At 38.7% G+C, this 26,040-nt stretch carries 28 protein-coding genes; 2 read left to right on the top strand and 26 right to left on the bottom strand.

Features of this window, described 5'->3' with window-relative positions; all coding sequences use genetic code 11:
- Positions 1-8: 8 nt before the first annotated feature.
- The 21 genes from trmD to rfaE1 form a co-directional block, all read right to left on the bottom strand.
- On the bottom strand, positions 9-662 hold the full coding sequence (gene trmD, locus EHR01_RS03830; protein ID WP_135693263.1) for a tRNA (guanosine(37)-N1)-methyltransferase TrmD: 654 nt from the start codon (positions 660-662) through the stop codon (positions 9-11).
- Positions 652-1,188 carry a ribosome maturation factor RimM gene (rimM, locus tag EHR01_RS03825; RefSeq protein ID WP_135693262.1) on the bottom strand — a complete coding sequence of 179 codons (537 nt, stop codon included), beginning with the start codon at positions 1,186-1,188 and terminating at the stop codon, positions 652-654. The genes trmD and rimM overlap by 11 nt, the downstream gene beginning before the upstream one ends.
- Positions 1,178-1,408, bottom strand: coding sequence for a KH domain-containing protein (locus EHR01_RS03820; protein ID WP_002974362.1), 231 nt, complete (start codon positions 1,406-1,408; stop codon positions 1,178-1,180). The genes rimM and EHR01_RS03820 overlap by 11 nt, the downstream gene beginning before the upstream one ends.
- A gap of 7 nt (positions 1,409-1,415) precedes the next feature.
- The gene (gene rpsP, locus EHR01_RS03815) at positions 1,416-1,673 is read right to left on the bottom strand and encodes a 30S ribosomal protein S16 (protein WP_002973959.1); all 258 of its coding nucleotides are present in this window, start codon (positions 1,671-1,673) and stop codon (positions 1,416-1,418) included.
- 47 nt (positions 1,674-1,720) lie between these two features.
- On the bottom strand, positions 1,721-2,383 hold the full coding sequence (rpe, locus tag EHR01_RS03810; protein WP_135693260.1) for a ribulose-phosphate 3-epimerase: 663 nt from the start codon (positions 2,381-2,383) through the stop codon (positions 1,721-1,723).
- 1 nt (position 2,384) lies between these two features.
- Complete coding sequence (locus EHR01_RS03805) at positions 2,385-3,404, bottom strand: PASTA domain-containing protein (RefSeq protein WP_135693258.1); 1,020 nt, start codon at positions 3,402-3,404, stop codon at positions 2,385-2,387.
- Positions 3,401-4,369 (bottom strand): methionyl-tRNA formyltransferase, encoded by a 969-nt coding sequence (fmt, locus tag EHR01_RS03800; RefSeq protein WP_135693256.1) that lies wholly within the window; start codon positions 4,367-4,369, stop codon positions 3,401-3,403. Before fmt ends, EHR01_RS03805 begins: the two co-directional genes overlap by 4 nt.
- An 11-nt stretch (positions 4,370-4,380) precedes the next feature.
- Complete coding sequence (gene priA, locus EHR01_RS03795) at positions 4,381-6,333, bottom strand: replication restart helicase PriA (protein ID WP_135693254.1); 1,953 nt, start codon at positions 6,331-6,333, stop codon at positions 4,381-4,383.
- 1 nt (position 6,334) lies between these two features.
- A complete protein-coding gene (locus EHR01_RS03790) occupies positions 6,335-7,153 on the bottom strand; it encodes a hypothetical protein (RefSeq protein WP_135693252.1) in 819 nt (272 codons plus the stop codon).
- Between the two features lies 1 nt (position 7,154).
- Positions 7,155-8,507 carry a sigma-54-dependent transcriptional regulator gene (locus EHR01_RS03785; protein WP_135693250.1) on the bottom strand — a complete coding sequence of 451 codons (1,353 nt, stop codon included), beginning with the start codon at positions 8,505-8,507 and terminating at the stop codon, positions 7,155-7,157.
- Positions 8,507-10,330 carry an LIC_11548 family sensor histidine kinase gene (locus tag EHR01_RS03780; RefSeq protein ID WP_135693248.1) on the bottom strand — a complete coding sequence of 608 codons (1,824 nt, stop codon included), beginning with the start codon at positions 10,328-10,330 and terminating at the stop codon, positions 8,507-8,509. The genes EHR01_RS03785 and EHR01_RS03780 overlap by 1 nt, the downstream gene beginning before the upstream one ends.
- Positions 10,320-10,595, bottom strand: coding sequence for an HPr family phosphocarrier protein (locus tag EHR01_RS03775; protein ID WP_167482920.1), 276 nt, complete (start codon positions 10,593-10,595; stop codon positions 10,320-10,322). The genes EHR01_RS03780 and EHR01_RS03775 overlap by 11 nt, the downstream gene beginning before the upstream one ends.
- Complete coding sequence (gene hprK / locus EHR01_RS03770) at positions 10,570-11,538, bottom strand: HPr(Ser) kinase/phosphatase (protein WP_135693246.1); 969 nt, start codon at positions 11,536-11,538, stop codon at positions 10,570-10,572. The genes EHR01_RS03775 and hprK overlap by 26 nt, the downstream gene beginning before the upstream one ends.
- A gap of 4 nt (positions 11,539-11,542) precedes the next feature.
- Positions 11,543-12,964: an RNA polymerase factor sigma-54 gene (rpoN, locus tag EHR01_RS03765; protein WP_135693245.1), complete on the bottom strand. Its 1,422-nt coding sequence runs from the start codon at positions 12,962-12,964 to the stop codon at positions 11,543-11,545.
- Complete coding sequence (gene lptB, locus EHR01_RS03760; RefSeq protein ID WP_135693891.1) at positions 12,965-13,672, bottom strand: LPS export ABC transporter ATP-binding protein; 708 nt, start codon at positions 13,670-13,672, stop codon at positions 12,965-12,967.
- Between the two features lie 55 nt (positions 13,673-13,727).
- Positions 13,728-15,065: an LptA/OstA family protein gene (locus EHR01_RS03755; protein ID WP_135693243.1), complete on the bottom strand. Its 1,338-nt coding sequence runs from the start codon at positions 15,063-15,065 to the stop codon at positions 13,728-13,730.
- Positions 15,062-15,607, bottom strand: coding sequence for an LPS export ABC transporter periplasmic protein LptC (gene lptC, locus EHR01_RS03750; protein ID WP_135693241.1), 546 nt, complete (start codon positions 15,605-15,607; stop codon positions 15,062-15,064). Before lptC ends, EHR01_RS03755 begins: the two co-directional genes overlap by 4 nt.
- 10 nt (positions 15,608-15,617) lie before the next feature.
- Positions 15,618-16,463: a 3-deoxy-8-phosphooctulonate synthase gene (gene kdsA, locus EHR01_RS03745; RefSeq protein ID WP_004789216.1), complete on the bottom strand. Its 846-nt coding sequence runs from the start codon at positions 16,461-16,463 to the stop codon at positions 15,618-15,620.
- A 1-nt stretch (position 16,464) separates the two neighbouring features.
- Positions 16,465-18,087 carry a CTP synthase gene (locus tag EHR01_RS03740; RefSeq protein ID WP_135693239.1) on the bottom strand — a complete coding sequence of 541 codons (1,623 nt, stop codon included), beginning with the start codon at positions 18,085-18,087 and terminating at the stop codon, positions 16,465-16,467.
- A 63-nt stretch (positions 18,088-18,150) separates the two neighbouring features.
- The gene (gene rfaE2, locus EHR01_RS03735) at positions 18,151-18,639 is read right to left on the bottom strand and encodes a D-glycero-beta-D-manno-heptose 1-phosphate adenylyltransferase (protein WP_135693237.1); all 489 of its coding nucleotides are present in this window, start codon (positions 18,637-18,639) and stop codon (positions 18,151-18,153) included.
- Entirely contained in the window at positions 18,636-19,652 is a 1,017-nt protein-coding gene (gene rfaE1, locus EHR01_RS03730) for a D-glycero-beta-D-manno-heptose-7-phosphate kinase (RefSeq protein ID WP_135693890.1), read from the bottom strand. Before rfaE1 ends, rfaE2 begins: the two co-directional genes overlap by 4 nt.
- A gap of 114 nt (positions 19,653-19,766) precedes the next feature.
- Between rfaE1 and EHR01_RS03725 the strand changes: the two genes are divergently transcribed.
- On the top strand, positions 19,767-20,318 hold the full coding sequence (locus EHR01_RS03725; RefSeq protein WP_244309997.1) for an LON peptidase substrate-binding domain-containing protein: 552 nt from the start codon (positions 19,767-19,769) through the stop codon (positions 20,316-20,318).
- Here EHR01_RS03725 and EHR01_RS03720 read toward each other — a convergent pair.
- From EHR01_RS03720 to EHR01_RS03710, 3 genes are all read right to left on the bottom strand, one after another.
- On the bottom strand, positions 20,302-20,973 hold the full coding sequence (locus tag EHR01_RS03720; protein ID WP_135693232.1) for an LIC11631 family protein: 672 nt from the start codon (positions 20,971-20,973) through the stop codon (positions 20,302-20,304). The genes EHR01_RS03725 and EHR01_RS03720 overlap by 17 nt on opposite strands.
- 89 nt (positions 20,974-21,062) lie before the next feature.
- A complete protein-coding gene (locus EHR01_RS03715; RefSeq protein WP_135693230.1) occupies positions 21,063-22,997 on the bottom strand; it encodes an AMP-dependent synthetase/ligase in 1,935 nt (644 codons plus the stop codon).
- A gap of 135 nt (positions 22,998-23,132) precedes the next feature.
- Entirely contained in the window at positions 23,133-23,666 is a 534-nt protein-coding gene (locus tag EHR01_RS03710) for a TlpA family protein disulfide reductase (RefSeq protein WP_244309965.1), read from the bottom strand.
- Positions 23,667-23,743: 77 nt separating this feature from the next.
- Between EHR01_RS03710 and EHR01_RS03705 the strand changes: the two genes are divergently transcribed.
- On the top strand, positions 23,744-24,052 hold the full coding sequence (locus EHR01_RS03705; protein WP_135693229.1) for a hypothetical protein: 309 nt from the start codon (positions 23,744-23,746) through the stop codon (positions 24,050-24,052).
- Here the strand turns inward: EHR01_RS03705 and EHR01_RS03700 are convergent.
- Positions 24,041-25,174 carry a glycosyltransferase family 4 protein gene (locus EHR01_RS03700; protein ID WP_135693228.1) on the bottom strand — a complete coding sequence of 378 codons (1,134 nt, stop codon included), beginning with the start codon at positions 25,172-25,174 and terminating at the stop codon, positions 24,041-24,043. The genes EHR01_RS03705 and EHR01_RS03700 overlap by 12 nt on opposite strands.
- A complete protein-coding gene (locus EHR01_RS03695) occupies positions 25,168-26,037 on the bottom strand; it encodes a 3'(2'),5'-bisphosphate nucleotidase CysQ (RefSeq protein WP_135693227.1) in 870 nt (289 codons plus the stop codon). The genes EHR01_RS03700 and EHR01_RS03695 overlap by 7 nt, the downstream gene beginning before the upstream one ends.
- Positions 26,038-26,040 lie beyond the last annotated feature (3 nt).

Below are 26,040 nucleotides of genomic sequence, written 5' to 3'. Positions count from 1 at the left end.
GGCTTCCTCTAAGAATGATTTCTTGTTTTGCGGTTTTTCTGCCGCCATTTACGGATCTCTTCATGATGCCCACCGAGGAGAACATCTGGAACAGTCCAACCCATAAAATCATAGGGTTTTGTATACTGAGGGTATTCTAATTCTTCCGTTTCGTTGTGCGATTCTTCGAGAAGGCTTTCTTCTTTTCCTAAAAACCCCGGAACAAACCGAGATAGGCAATCGGCAACAACGAGAGCAGCTAAATCCCCCGATGAAATAACATAGTTTCCAATGGCCACTTCCCTGTCAATTAAATGCTCTGCGACACGATGATCCACCCCTTCATAGTACCCAGAAATCAAGGTAATGGTCTCTGAGGACTCGTAAATCTCCCTTGCCAGAGTTTGGTTGAAAAGTTCCCCTGAGGGACTGAGGAGGATGACCTTCCCTTTATTTTCGCCAAGGGACGCTAAAGCCCGGTAAATCGGACCCACTTGCAAAAGCATTCCGGGGCCACCACCGTAGATGGTATCATCTACCTTTTGGTGTTTGTTGTCAGCAAAGTCACGAAGGTGGACGGTATTGATTTCCACAACCCCTTGTTTCACAGCTTTGCCCGGGATTCCGGTATCAAAATACGAGGTGATTTTTTCTGGGAAAAGAGTGATGAAATTAAACTTCAATCCACTGCTCCCAGCTTATGATTTCTAAGGTTTTGGATTCTAAGTTCCAATCTCCTACAAATTGATGGAGAAAAGGGATAAGCACAGTTTCGCCTTCCCCTGATTTTGGTTTTAGTTCCAAAATGGGATGAGCAGGATTGTCGATAACCTGGGTCACAACATAATGCAGAGATTGACTTGTTTCTTTGGAAATCGCCACAAGACCCACCAAATCTTCTGTGTAAATTTCGCCGTCAGTTGGTTTGGGCAAATCTTCTCTTTTCCATAACAAAGAGAATCCGCGGTATTTGATGACAGTTTCTGGAGTTTCAAAACCCTTTAGTTTGACTAGGAAATGATTTCCGTTGGGTTTGATTTCATCGATTTGAATGGTAGACTGATTTCCGCGGGCGTCTTCGACTGTGCAGGTAAACGGTGGTTTGGCGGATAGTAGGGTGTCACCTTCTGTGAAAACTTTGATGAACCCTTTGATTCCATGTGAGGATCCGATGACCCCCACTTTCACTAAACTTGGTTTAGTCGACAATTTCTAAAGTATAGTTTTTGCCTTGTTTGGTTCCGGCTGCTTGTAAAACAGTACGCAAAGATTTTGCAATCCTTCCGTTTTTTCCGATCACCTTCCCTAGGTCTTTTGCTGCTACCCGAAGTTCGATCACTGTTTCTTCCTCTCCGGGGACTTGGTTGACAGCCACTTGTTCTGGTTGGTCAACGAGAGATGTAACGATATAACGAACTAAGGATTCCATGTATCAATTAACCTTTGAATTTTGACCAAACGTCGTCTTTTTTCAAAAGAGCAAGAACTGTATCAGTAGGTTGAGCGCCTTTTTTTAACCAAGAAAGAGTTTTTTCTTCGTTGAAAGTTGCTTTTTTCACAGAGGAAGTAGATGGATGAAAATGTCCAATCGCTTCAATGAACTTTCCGTCACGTGGAGCACGGATGTCTGCTGCGACAATGCGATAGTGCGGGTCTGCTTTTGTTCCCGTTCTTTGTAATCTTAATTTAACCAAGGAAAAATACCCCTTTTATAGCGAGTTTTTTAAATAAGGACGATCTGTCAAGAGCGAGTTCTAGCACTTGCAGCGAGTTCCTTTAATTTTTTGCCCTGTGCGTTCGGATCTCCTGTTTTATAGAGACCAGATCCCACAACGGTGATGTCCACTCCGAGTTTTGCAAGCTCTTCCATATTGGATTCGTTCACACCCCCATCCACTTCCAATTCAATATTGTAGGGTTTCGTGAGTTTACGAATTGCCGCGATCTTCTCAAAACCGGATTTCACAAAGGACTGTCCGTAAAATCCAGGATCGACTGTCATGAGTAAGACAAGATCCAAATACGGAAGGATTTGAGAGATGGATTCTGGAGGTGTTTGGGGATTCAGAGAGACCCCCACTTTGATTCCCGCTTTTCGGATCTCTTCTGCCAGTCTTACAGAGAAGTTTGTCGTTTCAATATGGAAGGTGATACAATAAGGATTGAGGTCAAAGTATTTAGGCACATGGAGTTCGGGATTACTCACCATCAAATGTACATCGAGTGGGATTTGGGTATGGGACTTCACTTCTTTGGTGAATGCTTCCCCAAAGGAAATTTGAGGGACAAAGTTTCCATCCATCACATCGATGTGAATGAGGTCGATATTTTCCTGTTTGTAAGTGGGAAGCTCCGTGGAAAGTCCCGTAAGTTTTGCGGCAAGGATCGAAGCAGAAATTTTCATATTAATAAGTTCCTTTGAGTTTCCAAACCTTAGCCACTCCGGTTTCTTTGCCAACGAGTGTAAGTTTTACATTTCCCGAACGATGGATGAGAAAACGCACAGGTTCATCTTCTTTTAGTTTTTGATTGGTTAAGATTTCTTTTTCGATTTCTGTATCTTCCCCAGGTTTTGTATACTTGAGTTTGGCAGAATAAAGATCATCATCATCTACTTCATATTCCAAAAATTCATAATCCTGGACAAGTGATTCTGAAGGTTTTAAATAGTAAGCTCCCAATTCCGCACCAGCAGGTTTTAATTCAAACGAAGATGTGAGTCCATGTGAATCACGAAACTCTGGTTTGGTGGCTTCTTTTAAACGATAAGGAATTTTTTTTCTTTGTAAAAAATCGACAACAAATGGAACAGGAGTTCCTACAAATTTTGTGGAATCCAAAGGTTCATTTGCTGATTGGTTGGATTTTTTTTCTGTATTGGGTTCTGTTACGAGTAAATAGATTTTTTCACCTGAATGAGTTTCTTTTCCAGGCCCAGGAATTTGGTCAATGATGGTGTCAGCAGGTTCATCGCCCACAGCAGGCACATAAGTGATCCCACCAATTTGTAAAGGAACATATACTTCCCCAGAAAGTACCTTTTCTAAAATGGCTTTGGCACGTTTTAGATCCTGGCCTTTGACATCGGGAATGGTGACCCGATCAAATCCAATGTTAACAGTAAGATAAAGTTTAGATCCAGCTTCTACTTCCTTACCTGGATCAATGGACTGGGCGAGAATGATCCCATCTGTTTTTTCAGGTATCCTTTGGGTTTCTAAACGGACTTTGAGTTGGAGTCTTTGGAGTTCGTTATGAACCTCAATGTAGTTTTTACCAATCACATAAGGCATCATTACCTTTTGTTCTTCTTTGGTTCGAACCACGACCACAAGGAAGGCAGCTACAAAAAAAACAAGGAGCCCTAAACCAACAAATAGAACATAACCACTGTAAGGTAGGATTTTTAGAAACTTTTCTTTCACGTAAATGATTCTCCGGCTAAAACCCGTGCCCCATTGAAAAACTCAAATCCTTTCATGGGTTTTTTCCCTTCGGGTTGTAAGGTGTCTATACCAAGCAGGTTTCCGTCTCCACAGAGGCAGAAAAGCCTTTTTTTCTGGTATAGGAAAAAGGAACCAGGGCTGAGGCCTTCCGGTATAGGAACCGGTTCCTCTCCGGTATTGGGTAGAAAGGAGGAGATCAGGATGAGTTTTTTGTCCCGAAATTCGGTCACTGCCAATGGATCAGGATACAAGGCACGGATCCTGTTGTGGATGTTTTGGGCAGGCTCAGACCAATGGATGGGACGATCACTGGCTGTTATTTTTTTACAATGGGTTGCCTCGTTAGCATTTTGCGGTTTCGAGGTCCAAGCGGTTTCCGTAGATTCTAATTCCTTAAGGAGACGGATGAGTTCTTTTCCGCCTTCTTTGGTGATGGTTTGCAAAAGAGAGGCTGTGGTTTCTGTGGTTTCCACCTTCCAAGATTTCTGGGAAATGATATCTCCCGAATCCACTTCCTTGGCTAAAAACTGAATGGTAAACCCAGAGTTCTCTTCTCCACTGAGGAGGAAACTTTGGACGGGAGAGGCACCGCGGTATTTGGGGAGTAAACTTCCATGTAGGTTGATGCTACCGAATTTGGGATCTAAAAACACATTATCGGGAACGATCGATCCATAAGCATAAACGATATGAACAGGAGAACCGTAAGATAAGATTTGTTTTTGCGCTTCTTCATCGGTTCTTAGTTTCGGAGATTGGATGACAGGGATTCCTTTAGAAACTGCCAATTCTTTCACAGGTGTGGGAGTGATGGTTTGTTTTCTTCCCACTGGTTTGTCAATATTGGTCACAACAAAGTCGATGGTGATTCCTGCTTCCAGTAACATAGAAAGTAATTCTTTGGAGTGTTCAGGGGATCCGAAGTAGCCAATTGAAAGTTTCATAATTTATCCTATTAAACAAGTTCTAAAGGATCCAAATCATATTCAATATAACATTTGGAATCAACTTTAAACTTTGATTTTGTTTCGCGCAAAAGATTTCGTAAGGTAGTGATGGATTTGGATTTTAACAAAATATGATACCTAAAGTTATTATCAATTTTATAAAATGGACATTGGCTTGGCCCAAGAAGAGTGATGGAGGCATCCATATTCTCTTTTAAAAGTTCAGAATAAACAACAGATTGTTTATTTGCAATTTCCTCATATTTTGATCTGAAAACTAGCCTCGCCAAACGAGAAAAAGGTGGATAGAACAAATCCCTTCTAAAAGTCAATTCCCACTCAAAAAAAGCAGGGTAGTTTTGTTCCATTGCCATCTTAATGACTGGATGTTCGGGATCATTCGATTGGATGAGGACTTCCCCTTTTTTTTCACCCCGACCGGCCCTACCTGCCACCTGTGAAATTAGAGAATAGGTTCTTTCGCTACTGCGAAAGTCAGGAACTCCCAACCCATGATTGGCGTTTAAAATTCCCACAAGACTGACGTTTGCATAATCAAGTCCTTTTGCAATCATTTGGGTTCCGGTAAGGATGTCTAAATTTCCTTCGCCTAACTTTTCGAGAACATCACGGGTGACTTCTTTATTTTTGGAACTGTCTTGGTCCAATCTTTCAATCCGAGCTTTGGGAAAATGAGAAAGTAAATACTCTTCCAACTTTTGTGTTCCTGCTCCAAATAAATCCAGCTCCTCGCCGTGAATCTGTTTTAAATTCTGTAAGGTTGATTTGTATCCACAAAGATGACACCTTACCGTTTTATCAGAATGATAACAAAGTGTTGCCGTACATTTCGGACAATGGATGAATTCTTTTGTAGCGGTGGAATAAATAAAGGGATTATAACCTCTGCGATTCAGAAGGATGATGGTTTGTTCTTCCTTTTTCAATCGGTCTGCAATTTTAAATTGCAAATCGCCCGAAAGGAGTTCACTATCTTCTTTTTTTTCCGTAATTTCTACTGTGGGAAGTGATGCCTCCGGATTTGCCCTTTCCTTTAATGCCGAATATCCAATTTGACCTGCTTTTGCTAAGTAAAAAATTTCTAAACTCGGAGTGGCAGAACCTAACAACAATTTACCGTTTGTTTTTAAAATTCTTTGTAAAGCCACTTGGCGCGCATGGTAACGAGGAGAGCCGTGTTCTTTGTAAGAACCATCATGTTCTTCATCCAAAATAATGAGGGCAATGTCAGACAAAGGAGCAAAAACAGCGGAACGTGTTCCGATACAAATCCGTTTTTTTCCTTCCTTTAAATCCAGATAGTTTTGGAATTTTTCTGAAGTTCTGAGATGTGAATGTAAAACCGCCACTTGTCCAGGAAAGATCCGTTCAATCCTTGTAATGGTTGGATAAGTGAGTGAAATTTCAGGAACAAGAAAAATCACTGATCCTTTGGGTTGGGAAAGAACCTCCGCCATAAGGTGGAGATAAACTTCTGTTTTTCCACTTCCCGTAATCCCATATAACAAATGTGTGTTGGCTTTTTGATTTTTGGTGATTTCATCGAATGCTATTTTTTGAGCAGAAGTTAAAGGATATAATCGATCAAACTGAATTTGGACGGGAGATTGTTTTTCCTGTTTTCTTTTTTTTCCTTTCGGGACCATTAAAAACAAGGCTTCGCCAAGAGAAGAAAGATAATTTTCTGCCATCCACTCCGCAAGATCCAATTGGTCTTCCGTTAGGACTGGTTCCTTATCCATACTCTTTAGAATGGAAAGAGTTTCATAATTCGGCTCATTCGAGTGGATCTCGATCACAACCCCTTCCCATTCCTTTCCATTCAGAGGAACAAGAACTCGAACTCCTCTTACCAAGTTTGGAATGTCCTCGGGAATTTCATAGGTTAAGGTTCTACTTTCCCAAGATAGATTGAGAGCAACTTCCGCAAATTGGATCATACTAGAGATAAGGTTTTAAAAGAGATAAATGAGAAATAAAACTATCTTCCAATTCTTGTTTTTCTTTTCCGTATTGGAAAAGGTTACTTTCCGAATCTGTCTTTTTTGCCTTTTCACCAAGGAAAACAAGGGCTTCTGGGGATCTTGTGGTGACAATTGGAATGGAAAGACCAGACAAATCCCATTTTATTTCTTTACCAAGAAATTCTTTTGCTTTCTCGGCACCAAACAATAATTTAGCGGATGAACCTAAAATCACAATGGATTTAATTCCAAATTCTTCTACTGTATCTTTTACATGAAATTTGCAATTTTCCACTCTGGTTTGCCAATCGTTTTCTTTTGAATCTGTATTCGAAAAATTACATGCCGGATATTCTTGGTAATAAAACTCTTCGAAAGAAAATCCAAATACTTTTTGAATGAGTTCTCCCCAGCTACTTTCCGTTAGTTTGTCTTTAAATATTTGGTTTGGTTTCGTTTTTGTGAATGGTTTTTCTTTCGGACTTGTGGCCCCGGAATAATGAAGCACCAAAACAGGTTTTCTTCCTTTATGTAGAAACTGCCGAACTCCGCTGAGTTTTCCTTGGCAAAGTGTACAAGAAAAATTAACTAGATCCTTATTTTTTCTTTGGTTCTCTTTCTGTTGTTTTTTCTGGATTTCAATGGATTCTGGAACTTTAGATTTCCAAGGGAAAACAAAATCATTAGGATCTTTTTCCTCTTGGAACTGATAAACAGAAACCGATTTGTTTTGGATTAAAAATTTAGTTTCTTTAAGAATGTCAGTAAAACGTTCTAAAATTGATTTTTGATCCATACTAACCTTCGTTCAACTGTTCAACAGAAATATTTAAGGAACGTAATTTTCGATACAAATGTGTTCTTTCAATTCCTAAAGCCTTTGAAGTTCTTGTCACGTTCCCTTCACAAATTTGTAGGGTTTTGATGATGTATTGCCTTTCGAACTCTTCTTTGGCATGTTTCAAATCCCCACGAGCGACCATTTCATTTGCTTTTTTAAATCCGTGAAGGGCTTCCTTTACATCTTTGGCTCGGATGGTATCCCCTGGAACCAGAATACTCAAACGTTCCAAAATATTTCCAAGTTCTCTTACATTCCCTGGCCAAAAATGAGTGGTGAGTGCATCAAGACCCTCTCTGTCAATGGTTTTTGGAGAAAGTTTATTTTCAGAAATGGATTTATTCAGATAAAATTCTGCAAGTAAAGGGATGTCCAAATTTCTTTCTCGTAACGGAGGTAATTCCAATGGAATGACACTCAATGCATAGTATAAATCTTCTCGAAATCGTCCCTCCCTGATGGCCTCTTCCACATTGGAGTTGGTAGCAGCAATGATTCGAACATCGACGGGAACAAATTCTTTTCCACCCATACGTTCTAGTTTTTGTTCAAGGATTACCTTTAAAACTTTCGATTGGATGGAAAGAGGTAAATCACAAACTTCATCTAAAAACAAAGTGCCATTCCCAGCAGCTTCCCATTTTCCCATTTTGATTTCTGGACCTGTTTGGTTACCATGTATTTCGGAACCAAATAACTCTTGTTCTAAGGTTTCTTCGGGAACGGAGGCACAATTGAATTCAATATATGGTTCGTTTTTTCTTTTGGAATTTTGGTGGATGGCCCTTGCTGTCAGTTCTTTTCCTGTTCCGTTTTCGCCAGAAATAAAAACACGAGCATTGGTTTGCGCAGCCTGAAAGATAGCAAACTTCACACGTTTGATGGGAGCAGATTCTCCTAAAATTTCGTCTACCTCGAGTTGGAATTCGGGAATCTCATGGTCTTTGGTTTTTTCTAAAGCAGACTCAATGGTCTGAATGACCTTTTCGATGGAGAGAGGTTTTTCTAAAAAATCAACTGCTCCTTTTTTAGTAGCATTCACTGCAAGTTCAATGGTCCCGTGTCCCGAAATCATCACAATCGGCAAACTGGAATATAATTTTTTGCATTCATCTAATATAGAAAGTCCATCTTCTTTTCCAACCCAAACATCTAGCAGAACGAGCGATGGCCTTTCTTTAGATAAAGCTTTGAGCAGAGATTTTCCATTAGCAAAATCTTCCACTGAATAATCTTCGTCTTCTAAAATCACCCGGAGGGATTTTCTGATTTCTTTTTCATCATCAAGTATATATATCAATTTTTGCATCAGTGACTATCCAAAGGAAGTTCGATTCTAAATTTACAACCACCTAACTTAGAATCTTCGACAACAATGTGTCCGTGGTGATCAATAATAGTTTTTTGAACTATGGCAAGACCAATCCCTGATCCATGATTTTCTTTTGTAGAAAAATAAGGTTCAAATACTTTTTCTTTCCATTCTTGTTTTAAACCAGGTCCCGAATCATCAATTTCAATTACAATGGATTTGCGAAGTGCTTTCTTTTGTAATTTTGACATGATTCGAATTTTTTTCCGTTTCAGGCTTAAAATATCCATTTCCTCTTTGGGGTTTTCTGCTGATTGAATAGCCTCAACAGCATTTTTAATTAAGTTATTGATAACACCAAGAAACAATCGTTTGTCGAGAAATACCTCAGGCAGATTTTCAGCAAATTTTAATTCAAACTCAATATCGGTAGTGTCTTTAAAAAGGGCAACTGCCTCTTCCAAAATGGGATTTAGTTTTTGATTAATGAGTACAGGAACCGGCATTCTTGCAAATTCGCTAAATTCTTTGACAAGATGTTCGAGAACACGCACTTGACCAATGATTGTATCTGTCGCATCAAATATAACTGATTCTAAATTTTCAGATTTCGGATTTTGAAATTTTCTTTGTATTCTTTGTGCAGAAAGTTGAATAGGAGTGAGAGGATTTTTGATTTCATGGGCCATTCTCTGTGCAACTTCTTTCCACGCGGCAATCCTTTGGGTGTGCATGAGTTCTTCTGACTTAGCATTTAAGTCACTGACCATTTGATTGAAACTATCAATCAAAATTCCCATCTCCCCTTCTTCCGTTTTTTCTAAACGAATATCAGATTCACCTAACGAAACTTTTTTTGTTGCGTTTGCCAAATTAATGATGGGCCTAGAGATACGTCTTGCATACAAAAAAGAAAACAATATAGCAATGAGAAACATCGCAAAAGAAAAGGAAGCAATGGTGATCCGAACACTAAAAGGAATTTTTTCTTTCCATAAACTTACTTTTTCATAGGTAGAAGTTGCATTGACAATATTCTGAACATCTGATTCCAAACCCTTGTGGATTCTTTGTCCAACGTAAACATCCATCCCTTGCCCCAGAAAAAATTTACAAAGGATATAAGAACGATCGCTTAAATACAACCGACTCACAAAGATTCCGTTTTGTTTTGATTCTACAAATTCCAATCCTTTGAAATTACGAAACAAACTTCTAGATTCAAAACTAAGTTTCCCAGATTCAACAAAACCCAAATAATACTCATTTTTCTCAAACAATCCGTTTTGCACACTTTTTTGGAAGACAGAGTATCCGTCTGGCTTTATCCCTTTCAGCCTAGAACGTAAAATACCAACTTTGCTTATAAATTCTGCCTCAATTTCTTTTTCTTCATTTTGTATGATCAAATTGGCAGAACGAAGGGCATTGGAAATATCAACACGATAAAACCCTTCAATCAACCTACCAGTTAAATTGGAAGAAAGAATAAAAATTGGCAATGATGGAATCAGGGCAACAAACAGAAAAGCAAGCGTTAGCCGGTAACGAATGGAACTTCTAATTTTTCCAGTCTCTCGGTTACGGCGATTGCGATAAACATAACTAAGTATTAGTGAAAGTACAAAAAATGGAATTAGGATGAATACATAAGTATCCAACTTTGAAAAAAAAGAAATGTCTTCTTCTTGGCGAAAAAAAACAAACTCAGAAAAAACAACAGATACAACTATCGTCAAAAAAAAGATAAATATATCGCGAAGATAATAACGATTTTCATCAGATAATCTTGGAAGTATTTTAAAAAATCTAAGTGGCATTGGCTTCAAAATTTCGACCAACCAAAGTTTCTAAAGCAAGAAGTGCCTCCTCTTCTCCTTTTCCATCTGCTTTGACAAAAAAAATAGAACCGGGTCCAAGAGCTAACATCATAAGACCCATAATGGATTTCCCATTGACTTCAATGTCATCTTTTATGACAAAAATCTCACAAGGGAAACTTGCAGCCATCTTTACAAACAAAGAGGCTGGCCTTGCATGAAGCCCGGAACTATCTTCTCTAATCTTTAATTGGATTTGTTTCAATGGAACTCTGTTGGATATATGTATTTAGTTTATTAGAAAATTCTTTAGCACTATTTTTCCCCATTTTACGCAAACGTTGGTTCATCGCTGCTGTTTCAACAATGATAGGGATATTACGGCCTGGTTTCACTGGAATTTCAATGTATGGAACAGAAACACCAAGGATCTCTTCCATACTTTGTTCGATTCCGGTCCTTTCGTATTCACCGGAAGTTTGTTCTTCCCATTCTTTTAAATTGATAATGAGTTCAATTAATTTGTGGTCTCTGACAGATCCGACACCAAATAGATCTTTGATGTTCAGAATTCCCAAACCTCGAATTTCCATATGGTGACGCAGTAAATCAGAACAAGATCCTATCAAATAACTTTCACTTAGGCGACGAATCTCCACCATATCGTCCGCAACAAGTCTGTGACCTCTTTCAATCAACTCCAAAGCAGTTTCACTTTTTCCTACACCAGAGCGACCTGTAAGCAAAGTCCCAATTCCAAATACTTCAATGAGAACACCATGACGCATCGTACGGGGTGCAAGAGCACGATCTAAAATTTGAGATATCAGTGTGATGAATCTATGAGTGGCAATTTCTGTTTTAAAAAGAGGAATCCCTTTGGCCTTTGCTCTTTCTACAAACGGAACTTGTGGTTCATTACCATGTGTATAAATGATACAATTCAAATGAAATTCAAAAAACTTCTCTGTAATTTCGTGGAGTTTATCTTCTGCGAGAGAATTGAGATAGGCCCATTCTCCTTTCCCCAAAATCTGGATACGATCATTGGCAAAAAAGTCAAAAAATCCAGTAAGAGAAAGTCCTGGTCGATTGATTTCAGCATTATTGATCCGATTGGAAAGTCCAGCTTCACCAGTCACTAAAACCAATTGAAGGTCTTCATGATCTCTAAGAATTGTATCAACCGTGATCCCTGGAACTGGCATTGGATTACCCCTTTAAAGAACTGATCCTTTTTCTTTCGTTGGAAGGAAGGATTCTGAGGACCTTTCTATACTTTGCAACTGTTCGACGAGCAATTTCAATTCCTTTTTTCTCCATGAGCTCAACGATATCTTGGTCCGACAAAGGATTGTTTTCATCCTCATCTTTTACCAAATTACGAATGATTTCATGAATTTTTTTGGAACTTTCCTTTCCTCCTTCTGCAGACTTCACCCCAGAGGAGAAAAACCATTTGAGTTCAAAAATCCCCCAAGTGGTTTGAATGTATTTATTTGTTGTTATGCGAGAAATTGTAGATTCGTGTAAATTGAGTTTTTCTGCTACTTCCTTTAAGGTAAGTGGTTTGATAAACCCGATCCCACCTCGAAAAAAATCCACCTGAAAATCGATGATACAACTCACCACACGTTGCAAAGTCTGTCTTCTTTGTTGGATGGATCGTATTAGCCACTGAGCTGAGCTATATTTTGTTTGAAAATATTCCTTTTCTTTAGGAGGCAGTTTTTGATTTAAAAGTTCTTTGTATTCTTCTTGAATCGAAAGTTTTGGTAACCACTCATCGTTAATGAATATATTAAACTCATTTCCAACTGCTTTGACAACTACATCAGCAACAACATAATCTATTTTTCTTCCCTGGTATGTTGTGGCAGGGTATGGTTCTAATTTTTTGATTAACCTTGCTAAAATGAGGATCTCTTCTTCCGTAATTTTAAGGTTTTTTGCAATTTTTTTATAATCAACTTTTTCTAGATCTGATAAAAACTCTCCAATCAATTGGTGCAAAAGAATATTATCTGGAAAAAGAATTTTCCCCTGGATGAGGAGGGTCTCTTGCATATCCTTCGCGCCAATCCCGATGGGATCCAGTTCATTGATAACTTGTAATACCCGCCGAACTTTTGTTTCAGGGTATCCCATTTCTTTTGAAACAATAGCCAAGTCATCGGTAATAAAACCCTTATCGTCAATCATACTAATAAGGACTTCGCCAATCTCAAATTCTAATTTGGTAAGTTTGATAAGCCTTAATTGATTTAATAAATGTTCTTCTAATGTTTCTCCACGAGTGGAGGATTCGATGTATTTTTGATTTCTATCACTTGCTTCTGTATCATACGTCCGTGGGCCTTCTAAAGAATAAGAATCTTGCCAATTGACATCGGTACTTTTTTCATGATTTAATTTTTCTAATCGTTTTACTTCATCGATTGAAAAGAGTTCCGGCATTTTAGTTTTTTCATCTACACCGACCTCATCCAACAATGGATTTTCCAAAAGTTCGTTTTGGATTTTATCAGAAAGTTCTAACGTGGATAAAGATAACAGTTCAATGGACTGACGTAAGTCCTGGGTCATCACCAATTTCTGCGTTTGGCGTTGTGAAAGTGAAGCCCCGAGTTTCATTTATAGTTTAAAATCCTCACCCAAATAAATTCGTCTGGTTTCTGGATCACTAATTAAGTCATCTGCTGTTCCGGAAATGAGAATTCGACCACTGTACATGATATAGGCTCTGTCCGTAATTTTTAATGTTTCTCTTACGTTATGGTCAGTGATTAAAATTCCAAGACCACGGTCCTTTAATGATTGGATGACATTTTGGATATCTTTCACCGCAATCGGATCCACACCAGCAAAAGGTTCATCCAAAAGAATGAAATCGGGATTTGTTACAAGTGCACGTGCAATTTCACAACGTCTTCTTTCACCACCGGACAAAGTGTAACCTTTTTGGTTGGCAACTCGCATGATTTGTAACTCCATTAGGAGTTCATCCCGGCGACGAATGATTTCATCCCCAGGAAGATTCATCGTTTCTAAAATAGCTTCTAAGTTTTCAGCAACGGTTAGTTTACGGAAAATACTTGCTTCTTGTGCCAAATAACCAACACCCATTCTGGCTCGAATATGCATGGGAGCTTTTGTTAGGTCTTCATTATCAATAAAAACATGGCCTTCATCAGGAGTGACAAAACCAACACTCATATAGAAGCTTGTAGTTTTTCCGGCACCATTGGGACCGAGAAGTCCAACAATTTCCCCTTTTCGAATATAAAAACTAACGCCATCAACTACTTTTCGTTTGTTATATATTTTAACAAGATTTTCCATCCGGAATGTTTTTACATTCGAATCAATTTCTTGTTTCTGCGTTTGTGTTTGAGTTTTACTTTTTTTCGCCATTCGGTATTACCTTCAGCCCATCTGTCAGATAAGCTTTGTCCGATTTAGGAAAGAGAATGATCTTTCCTGCAGAGACCTTTGTATTGTCCTTTACCAGAGTCGGATTTCCTTCTAGAACCAGTTCATCTCGTTTTTCAAAATACGTTGCATATTCTCCAGTAGCGGTGGCAGTTTGTGTTTCTACTTCCACATTTCCTCTTGCCACTGTTTCAAACCGCTCATCAAACCTTTCCAAAAATACAGCGGTTAACTTTCCCCGTTCTTTTAATTCTTTTTTGTCCAAAAAAACAATTTGGGGGGATTCTGTTAGATAAGAATATCCTTTCTCTTTATCATAGGATAAGAATCCACCTTCCATACGATAAGCGTTTTCGCGATCTAAATAACTGACGTTTCCTGTTGCTTTGATATCTTTATTGTTTCGACGACTTTCTAAAAGATTGGCTTTAAACTCAGAACTTTTCCGATACATAAAGGCATCTCCACTCATAGAAGTTAGAGTATCTTTGCCTTTATTTTTGTGAGTTAACGTTTTACCGGTAAACAAAGTGACAACACGTTCTTTTGTTGTTGTATCTTTCTCTTTATCTTTTTTATTTTCATAAGATACTTGGTAGATGGTTGCATCTCCATCCAATTGAATGCTTCCTTCTTTCACGAAATAAGAAAGAGTTTGGCCAATTAAAAAACGATTTTCTGAAAAGAGGAACGGTTCCCCAGCCAAATCTATCCGATCCTCTTTTTCGGAGAATACAGCATCTTCACCAAAAACTTGGAATTCATCAGAAGTCACCACTACCTTACCAGCTAAATTTGTTTTGGCTTCTTCTAAGTAACGAACTATGGATTGGCATTGGATTTTAACGACCTTTCCATCTTTTTTCTGCACAAGCACGGGGTTGTTTTCCAAACTTACCGTTCCGCCTATTTTATTATAAATCCCTTTGGTAGCTGTCAAGGTGACTCCATTTTGAAAGTCTTCCACAACCACCTGACCTTTTAAATTCCCGATGAGAGCATCTTCACCAATGATTTCAATTTCGCGAGCACTCAGTTTGATGGTTTTATGCATAATATAAGCACCACCACCTAGAATAAAGACTTTCATGGGTATTCCATTAATGGTTCTCTCTTCCTGAGTTAGGCTGCTTCCTCCCCAAATAACAGGGATCTTGTCCTTTTTATCTTTTTTCTTATCAGGAGATAGGATTGAATCTTCTTTTTTCAAAAGATCTTCTGAACCGTATAACACAGGTATTGGCGAAGGATTTGCAGAAAGTATAGAAATAGAAAAACATAAAAATAGAATTACCTTTTTCATTGTTTTTCCTTCAGCGGGTTACTCCCACCCACAGTCACTGCTTTGGGTTGGATGATGGTAAATTTATTCAGTCCTTTGTCTGCACGAAGTCCCTTTCCTCGAATGGTTGTCCCATCGGAATATACCAAAACGTCTTCTTCTGAAGATAAAGTTTTTTCATCCAAATTGTATGTTAAGGATTCTGATTCTATAAATTTCCCATCATTGGTTTTAAGTCTCACCTTTCCACTTAAGACCACTGTTTTTGTTGAGTGATTGATCTCACCGCGATCTCCAGTCATTGCTGAAGTGGCATTTCCCTTTTCATACTGTTTGAATTCGAAACCGTAAATGATGGTTTTATTTTCTTTTGGAAAAATATAAGACTCTTCGCCTTTTAGTTTCCACTCCAATTCCCCAGAATCTTTATAAGAAGAACGTGAAAAATGACGCATAGAAACCATAGAACCAGATTCTCTTTCCACTTCAATGCGAAGGTATTCCTTATCTTTACAATTGATCATTGCCAAAAGAAAAATGGAAATCAACATCCTTCGCATCATAGAAGTTGCTTTAGGCCTCTAAAAACTTGGTTTTAACCAAACGATCAAGTTCGAGAAGTTGTGTTAAAAGATTTTTTGCCTTTGCTAGTGGAAACTGAGTGGTGGCATCAGAAAGTGCCTTTTCCGGATCTGGATGTACTTCCATAAAAAGTCCTTCCACACCAACAGATACTGCACCACGCACCATATGAGGGATGAATTCACGAACCCCACCGGTAATATTTCCAGCAGCACCCGGAAGTTGTGCGGAATGGGTGGCATCAAATACAATCGGAATTCCATGTTTGTGCATCATAGGAATTCCACGTAAGTCAAACACTAGATTTCCATATCCGAAACTAGCTCCCCTTTCGGTTACCATATACTTTTCAGATCCTGACTCTTGGATTTTTGTTTTGATATGACGGGTGTCATCCGGTGCCATAAATTGGCCTTTTTTGACATTCACCCATTTGCCAGTTTCTGCTGCCTTTGCAATGAGATCTGTTTGGCGGCTAAGGAAAGCTGGAATTTGAAAGATATCAACGGTGTCTTTTAAAGGGTCTACTTGGATGGTTTCATGAATGTCTGTGAGGACAGGAACATTGTATTTGTTTTTGATAAAATCTAAAAGTTTTCTTCCTTCTTCCAAACCAGGTCCCCTGTAAGAATTAATAGAAGACCTGTTGGCTTTATCAAACGAAGATTTAAAAATATAAACGATTCCCAAATCATCACAAATGGCTTTCATCTCGCCACAAACTCTATCGAGTAAGTCTTTGTTTTCCATCACACATGGTCCGGAAATTAGGAAAAAGGGATTTCGACCCCCGATTTTTTTACCGAAAAATTCTCTTTCTTCAATTAAATCGTACATCTTAATCCTCCGTTTTTTTAGCTAATTTGGATGCTGCTCGAATGAACCCAGCAAACAGTGGATGTGGGTCAGTTGGTTTGGATTGAAATTCTGGATGGAACTGAACGCCAACAAACCAAGGATGGTTTGCCACTTCTACAATTTCCGCCAAACTTCCATCAGGCGAAAAACCCGCTAAATTCATTCCTTTTTTCTCAAAATCATCTTTATAACGCAAAGTGAATTCGAAGCGATGTCTATGTCTTTCGGAAATACGTTCTGCTTTGTATTCCGAATAAGCAAGACTCCCCTTTTTGACGATACAAGGGTATGCACCCAGACGCATGGTTCCGCCCATTCTTTCGATTTCTTTTTGTTCTTCAATCATTGAAATCACTGGGTATTCTACATTGGGTTTAAATTCTGTAGAGTTTGCATCTTTGAAACCGAGAACATTTCTTGCAAATTCGATCACTGCACATTGCATCCCAAGGCAAATTCCGAAAAAAGGAATTTGTTTGGTTCTTGCATAATGAATCGCAGCAATTTTTCCTTCAATCCCACGTTCACCAAATCCACCAGGAACCAAAACACCATGAACACCTTTGAGTAGTTCTTTGATATTTTTAAAATCAATATCTTCTGGATTGATTTTAACAACGTTTACTTCTACGTCATTGGCAATCCCACCGTGAGCAAGAGATTCATAAACAGAACGATACGCATCTTGTAATGAAATATACTTTCCAATTAACGCCACTTTTACGGTCTTTTTTGTATTTCGAATCTTTTTGACCATATTTTCCCACTGGGAAAAATTCAGTTTTCGGAGATCCATACCAAGAGCATTTAAAACCACTTCATCTAATTTATCTTCCCGATACATAAGAGGGATTTCATAAATGGAAGTATCAATATCAACTGCAGAGATTACATTTTGTTCTTTTACGTTACAAAAGAGAGAAATTTTATTTTTCATCTCTTTGGACATTGGTTTATTAATACGGCAAATTAAAATGTCTGGTTGGATTCCAAGAGCTAGAAGTTCTTTTACCGAGTGTTGTGTTGGTTTCGTTTTTGCTTCGCCCGCTGCCGTAATGGTAGGAACAAGAGTTAAATGCAAAAACAATACTTGGCTTGCTCCATGTTCATAACGCATTTGCCTGATGGCTTCGAGAAATGGAACTGATTCAATGTCACCAACAGTTCCCCCGATTTCTACAATCACAAAATCCGTTTCTTGGTCTCGTGTTAAGTTATAAATTCGGTTTCGAATTTCATTAGTGATATGAGGTACAACCTGTACGGTTCTTCCTAAATAATCACCTTTCCTTTCCCTTTCAATCACCGCGTGATAAATTTGGCCTGTGGATACGGAATTTTTTCTGGAAAATTTAGATTTTGTAAATCTTTCGTAATATCCTAAATCTAAATCTGTTTCTGCTCCGTCTTCCGTCACATACACTTCCCCATGTTGGTACGGACTCATCGTACCTGGGTCAATGTTGATATAGGGATCCATTTTTTGTAAAGAGACGGTATAACCCCTGGCTTCTAACAAACAACCGAGAGCTGCAACGGTAACCCCTTTTCCTAAAGAAGAGGAAACGCCACCGGTAATAAAAATATATCTGGTCTTGGACAAAATGGACCTCAAAAAAGAATGTTTTTTACAGAGTGGCGGGATTTGGGTCCAAAATCAATACGTTTAGGAAGGAGATTTGGCTTTTTCTAAAATCTTGGTTGTCGATTTTCCTGAGACAAAAGGCAAAATTTGAATATCCGCTCCCATCTCTTTTAAAATTTGGTATTCCGGAAGGGTTTCCACTTGGTAGTCCCCACCTTTGGAGTGAATGGATGGTTTTACTTTTTTCAAAATTTCTAGTGGCGTATCTTCTGCAAAAGAAGAAACAAAGTCTACTGACGAGAGTCCTGCAAGCACAAACATTCTATCTTCACAAGAATTGACTGGTCGAGATTCTCCTTTAAGTCGCCTAACACTTGCATCTTCATTGACCCCAATCCATAACAAATCCCCTAAATCCCTTGCTTGGGCCAAATAACTCACATGACCAGGGTGCAAAATATCAAAACACCCATTGGTAAATACAATTCGTTTCCCTTCCAAAGCCTTTCTTTTGGATTCAATTTGATCGAAAGAAACAATTTTTGAATTTAATGTATCATAAAAACTCATTGGTTTACATCCAAATAACCTAGTGTTTGTAAAGCTTCTTCAATTTCCGGTTGTGTGACAGTAGCAGCACCTAACTTACCAACAACGATACCTGCACTCACATTGGATATAAGAGCTGCATCAGCAATGGACATTCCGGTAGCCACAAAGGCAGTGTACGTGGTAATCACCGTATCACCGGCACCTGTCACATCAAATACTTCTTTTGCAACAGTCGGGATATGATAAAAAGAATCCGTCTTTCTTTCAAAAATAGACATCCCTTTTTCCCCTCGAGTGATCATCATAGCATCGGGTGTGAGTTTTTCTGAGATCTCCCGACATGCAGTTTCAATTTCAGAATCACTGATCAGTTTTTTACCCAAAGCCTTTCCGGCTTCATGGTGGTTGGGTGTCATGATATGAATATTTTGGTATAGGAAAAAATGGCTGACTTGCGGGTCTACTGTCACAATTTTATTTTCTCGGTTACAAAGGCGAATCACCGATTGAATGAGAGAAGGTGTGAGATAACCCTTATCATAATCTGATAAAATGACAGCGGAACATTCTTTTAATTTTGATTCAAATTGTTTTAGGATAGAATCTTCTTCCTCTTTTGTCAAAGGAACTACTTCCTCCCGGTCCACCCGACAAATTTGTTGGTGGGTCGCTATGATCCTTGTTTTTAAAATGGTCGGTATGGTTTTGGATTTTAATAAAACGAAGTCTTCTTTCGAAACAGAATTTTGGAGTAAAAGTGTTTCTAAAGAATCCCCTGCTTTGTCCTCTCCAATCCGTCCAAACACAACACCCGAAACTCCGATGGAAGATAAGTTTTGAACGACATTGCCTGATCCACCTAAGGATTGTTTTTCGTTGCGAACCCAAACGACTGGAACTGGTGCTTCCGGGGAAATTCGTTCCACAGAACCAATCAAATACTCATCCAAAATCAAATCTCCGATCACAAGCACTTTGATTTTGCCTAAATCCTCAAAAGATTTACGGAGTGAAGTTTTCTTTATTTTCAACAAAGCCAGATCCTTGAATTGGTTTACAACTAAACAGAGAATCTAAAACCTTTCTCTGTGTCAACCTTCCCCTTACCTCTCTTTCCCTTGCCAGATGTATTTCTGTTTCCGGGAATGTTTTTGCCTCTCCATATTTTTGAACCCAGATACCGGATGATGTTAGACTTTTGTATGGAAAATGGTGGGGAAATGGGAATGGCTCCTTATCCTAAAAATTGGATTGGAGCGGGACTCCCTCCCATCCCAGAAGTTGTGGGGTATGGACATATCATCCAAAAGGAATCCTTACCCGATGGGAGATCCAATATCATTTTGGAAGGGATTGGGACGGCAGAGATTGTTAGTTTGGATTCCACAGAACCGTTTTATATCGCACAAATTGTCCGTCGGGAACACCAAAGAAATAAAAATGTTTCAGAAACATTAAAAGAAAAAATAGAAGAGTTACTAGTTCTCACCAAACGGATCTTACTTGCAGAAGGGGCAGAAGAAGACTTAATTTTGAAAATGAATCAAATTTTAGTCCATCCATATCCGGTAGATTTTATCGCCTCACTCATTTATTTTGATTTTAAAACCAAACAAACCATTTTAGAAACCACTCATTTGGAAACCAAAGCCGACCTTCTCAAAACGGTTTTACTTGGCCTTAATTTGAGTGAGTAGGATTTTTCGTTTTTAACTCTGCCACTAAAAATAAAAATTCTGGTAAATCCGTTGGGTTTTCACGAAAAAACACCCTTGGGTTCGTTTCTTTTGAATTCAAATACAAATAACTAGAGTTTTCTTTACGGATGTATGCTCGATCCAAGTAGTGATGGGTTTGAGAATATTGTAAAAAATCTTTCATCAAATCACTAATGGCAATGTCACCTTCGCTTTGTTTGTTGGTTGCAGAAAAGAAAACCGAAGTTGTATCTTTCTCCACCCTCTCCCAATGAAATTCATGTGCCCAATGCCCTTTCCCACCAAAGGTAAGGGCTGGAATGAGAGAATCAGAAACTAAGTTGGGAATGAATTCTTGGGATTCCCAAGGGACCCCTTTTCCTAAAAAATTCACTTTGGCTAAGTATGTTTTCCAATGTTTGGAAAGACCCTTCACTTGGAGTTTCGGCAAAGACAAACTCTCCCGTAAAAAACCCCTTAAAGTTAAAAATCCTAAAAAACCGAGGTGCACTTGGGTCACAGATTGGAAGTCCCAAACCTCTTCTTGTTTCATGTGCGATAAAAACAAAGAATCCATCGCATAAAAGTCCTGGTGTTGGTAGGGGTAAAAAACGCCTGTAGATGAGGAAACTAAAGATCCGTCCTGTCGATTCACAGTTAGAATATCGACGGGAAGGGAAAAAGGGAAGAGGAAAAACCGCCCGGAATCTCTCTGGGCGGTATAAATTTAAACCTTACTAATCCTTAATCACCAGCATACAAAGCAGCAATTTTATCTTTGTATTTTTCTGTGATCAGGTGGCGTTTCATTTTGAATAGGTTTGTCAATTCATCACCCACTTCAAAGGTTTTGGTAATGAGGATAAAAGGAGTTACCTGTTCAAAAGACTTAAATCCAGTTTTTGTATTGTTTAGGGCTTTGATTTCCTTTTTGTAGAAATCGAGAACCTTCGGATTTTCAATGAGTTTCTGTTTGTCAGTCTCAGAAATTCCGTTTTCCTTTGCCCACTCAGTCAACTTATCAAAATCAGGAACCACAAGAGCTCCCAAGTTCTTTTGGTCTTGTCCTATCACCATTACTTGTGCAATATAAGGAGACTCTGTCAGTTTGTCCTCAATTGGAACTGGCTCTACGTTTTCCCCACCAAGGAGTACTACCGTATCTTTTGCACGGCCAGTGATGGTCAGGGTCTTTTTGAAATTGAACATTCCAATATCTCCCGTATCCATCCAACCATCCTTTAGAACCTTAGCAGTGGTTTCCGGATTTTTATAATACCCTTTCATCACTTGTGGTCCACGGATGTGGATGACCCCACGAGCCCCGTATTTTCCAGAAATGAGTTTTTGGTTGGCGTCCACATGAGTGAGAACCTTTCCCAATTCATCACGGATTTGAACGGAAGTTTCTGGAGTGATGACCCCAACAGAACCTTGGACTAGTTTTTTAAAAGTACGAACCGAGATGACCGGAGAAGTTTCCGTCATTCCATACCCTTCCAAAACATTGATTCCAATATCATTGAAGAAAGCATCCACATGTCTTTGGAGGGCACCACCACCGGAAACAGAAGCTTTCAGTTCCCCACCAGTTGCCTCTCGAATTTTGGAAAGAACCACTAAATCCAATAGGAAATATGGAATGGCCAAAATGATCGCCAAAGCTAAATAATAAAAACCTTTGAAAAGGGAAACAATGGGATTTCGTCCCACGTAATCCACTTGGTTTCCTTTTAAAAACCTTGTAGCGGCATTGAAATGTTTTGAGAAAAAATAAGCCAAGTTGAACAAACCACGGCGCAGAGCTGGAGTTTGTTTTGGATCGTTGATTCTTGTATAAATTCCGTTGTAGATACTTTCCCAAAGTCTTGGAGCAGAAGCCATAAAAGTAGGTTTAGCCTTTTTCATGTCATCTCGCAAATCACGAACGTTGGTGTAGTATGTCGCACAACCAGCTGCAATGGCTAGATATTCAAAAACTCTTTCGAATACGTGCCAAACAGGAAGGATAGACAACATTCTTTCATCTTGTTTGATTTCGATCATACTGCCTAGAATGACTGATGTTTGGTGGATCATGTTGCTATGTTTCAACATAACACCTTTTGGCATCCCTGTCGTTCCAGAAGTGTAAATGATTGTAAAGAGATCATCAGGAGCGATTGCTTTCATACGCTCTTCTGCTTTTTTAGAACCTTTTGCGCGGAGTTCTTTTCCCTTTTCAATTAGATCATAAAGTTTTAAAACACCAGTGGCAGTGGATTTTTTATCCATAACAATGAGTGTTTTTGCAAATTCTAATTGAGAGCGGTTCTTTTGGAATTTCTCGAGCATTTTATCATTCTCAAGAAAAATTACCTTTGCTTCACAATGGTTTAGAATATAAGCAATTTCTGAATCGGTAATGTCGGTTCCACGAGGAACATCTGCTGCACCGGCCATGAGGATTCCATAATCGGAAACAATCCATTCCAATCGGTTATCAGCAAGCAAGGCAACATTTTCCTTAGCAGCTACACCCAAATCAATGAGAGCTTCTGCTAAGTTGATACCAAGATCATATACTTCTTTAAAAGTGACGGGTTGATAGGACTTAGATTCATCCTTACTAACGAACGCGGGGCGGTTCCCAAATTTTTCAGCACTCTGCTGGAAGAGTTCGGGCAAATTGGCTGGCATTATTCTGACTCCTTTCTCAAAAGAAAACGTAAAAAGGTATCTTTAAGGGACTTTTTTAACGAACATGAGTCAAGACATTTTCAATCTTGTCATTGAATTCAAGGGAAAATCAAAATGTTGTTTCGCATTGCACAATTATGGCAGATCAGAGTTTGCCCAAACATGTGAACGAATCACAAGTCCTGAAAGGTCAGACCCAATCAGACCATACTGCCGATACACGATTTTTCCTGACCGATCAAAGACAAGAAGGCATGGAATCCCTTCTACATGATAAAAATCTGTCATTTTCCAGTCTTTATCCAGTAAGGTGGGGTAACTCATTTTCAATCGTTCCATATCTTTTTTAATTTTTTCTAAGGGTTCTGTTGTGTCAGTGTTGATTCCACGAAAGACAAAGTCCTTTTCGGAAACAGAGGATTTCCACTTGTTGATCGTCGGCACTGCCTTTGCACAAGGTTCACACCAAGTTGCCCAAAAATCTAATACAACAACCTTGCCTTTCCAATCCTCCATTCGTTCTGGATCACCTTGGATCATTTGGAGTGGTTCAGGATAAAAATCGTCAGCTTGTCCCTCTGGCTTACAAAAAAGGAGAGAAAGGAGAATCATTAGATAAAAACTGGATTTAACGTATCGCAAAGTTTGGGTCATTTTATTTGAATTCATTGATTTACAATTACTTCTCCAACTTAGACGAATGGAATGATTACGTAAAGGGAAACTGGACAGGGAAAGGAATTTCTATGATTCCCTCAAGTGTTCAACCCTATGAAACCGGGGATGAAACAACCGTTACGTGGAAAGCAAATTCCAAAGAAATCAAAACTCAATTCAAACGTGGGAAATCTGAATTTTCATTTGTTTGGATTCTAGAATCGGAAGTACTTTGTGACCGAGTCAAATTGGTGGCACAAGATGCCGACTGGGAATGTGAAATCCAGGCTATGACAAAAGACCGATTTCATCTGCACGTCCTTCCAAAGTCAGACAAATCCAAAATTCTTTATTCTGGAGTGGTCACAAAAAAGAAGGGATTATTCTCATTCCTCTAAAACCTTTCTAAAAACTTCTTCTGTGATTTTGGCTGCGTTTTCCCAAGTAAATTCAGAAACAGATACTGTTAATGGTTTCGGATTTTCAAAATACTTTTTAATTGTCTCGGCCCAAAGTTTTGCATCTTCTTTCGTTTTGTATGGAAGATAAGTAACCCCATCTTTTCCAATTTCATGAAATGTGGGAATGTCAGAAACAACACAATTCAACCCATGAAAGATAGCTTCTGCCATAGGAATCCCAAACCCTTCATACTTACTGGCAAAAGCAAATAAACCTGCTCTTTTGTAGAGATGTTGTAATTCAGAATCAGAAACAGAATCCAAAATATGGATGTCTTTGTACAAACTTCGTTCCTGCAATAACTCTTCGATAAACTCAGGTGATTCCCATCCAATTTTTCCGACAATCACCCAAGGTCTGTAATGGTGTGGTTCAGTCTTACGGTATTCCCGAAAGACCTCAAGTAAAAATGGATAGTTTTTTCTTGGTTCGATTGTGGAAACCGATAATAGAAAATCTGTTCCCAAATCTTTTACTCGATTGGAAATTTTTGTTTCCAAATGTTTTGTCATCTCGATCGGATTCACACCTGGATAGGAAACACCGGTTTGATCAACAGGATAACCAAATTTGCGACACATATCAGTGCTTGTTTGTTTCGAAATCGAGAGAATAAAACTTGATCGCCTAACAGAGTATCTCTGAAACAATCTTTGTTGGACTTTTGCGATCCAACGCATAGTTTCTGGATACAAATACAAAACCAAATCACAATATGTAAGAACTGCTTTCAATGAACTTGGTAAAAAAGGTGGTAAAACTTGTTGTGATCCCCAAAAAAGATCCAAACGATGTTTCAATAAATAAAACGGAATGTATAGATTGTAATACAAACCACCTTTCCATTTTAAAAAGCCACCACCATTCACCCAAGTGATATTAGGCAATGACAACACAGCTTTGTGGTCTTCGTGAATGGGTAAATGCGAAAACAAAAAGAAGTCGTATTCTTCTTTGTGTGGAAAAGCTTTTAGTGTTTCCGCAATCAATCTTCCCACTCCAGAAACTCGAGTGGAAAGAGGCCTCGCATCAAGGCCAATTCGTTTGGTTTTTACCATCGTTCCTTTACCTTGAGGGATAATTGGTGGATATCTATTTTGGATTCTAAATATTGGACAGCAGTTTTTTTACCAGCAACCAAACCATAAGATAAGGTATTGGACTGGTTAAAAAGATATCCTTTGTCCTTCAAAGGAAAAGAAGTGAAATTCTCTTCATCCAAAAGAGCAATGCCCCCACAAATGTCCCATTCGTTTTTGGGTTTTAAGGAAACAATTAGGTCAATAAATCCTGCAGACAAAAGTCCCAATTTATAAGCGATGCTTCCCATGGATCGAATCTCAAAATCTTCCTGCCAAAAAGAATCGGAGAACAGTCCTTCTTTCATTTCCGATAAAGACACTAGTAAAACGGGTTTATTGGGAACAGGTTTTGATTCCTCTAACTGGTGCAATACGGAACCACTTTCCACCACAAGGGTTCTGAAATTTTCTTCTGTAGAAAATGGAGGTTGTAATTTCGCAAAAAAAGTATTTCTGATTTTGGAAAAAAATTCTCCAGTAGCCGGATTAAAAACCACTCCCCAAACTGCTTCACCATTACGAACAAGACCCAAACTCAAAGCAAACTGGTCATTTTTTTTTACAAATTCACGAGTCCCATCAATAGGATCTAAAATCCAAACCCATTCCTTGTCCAAACGTCTATTTGTATCTGTTTTTTCTTCTGATAAAAAACCATGGTTCGGAAAACGTGAAGAGATTCTTTCAAAAAGAAACTCACTTGCAAACAAATCAGCCTCGGTGACTGGGTCATTGCCACCTTTGTCGCGAATTTGGAAGTCTGATTTATAAATGGAAAGAATAGAATCTCCAACTGATAATACCCACCGCCAAACTTCCTGAAAATCTTTTTCTTCCATTCC

Origin of the sequence: Leptospira mtsangambouensis, from assembly GCF_004770475.1 — a bacterium.
In the GTDB taxonomy this organism is placed as follows: domain Bacteria; phylum Spirochaetota; class Leptospiria; order Leptospirales; family Leptospiraceae; genus Leptospira_A; species Leptospira_A mtsangambouensis.
This window is presented reverse-complemented; position numbering and strand designations above follow the sequence as displayed.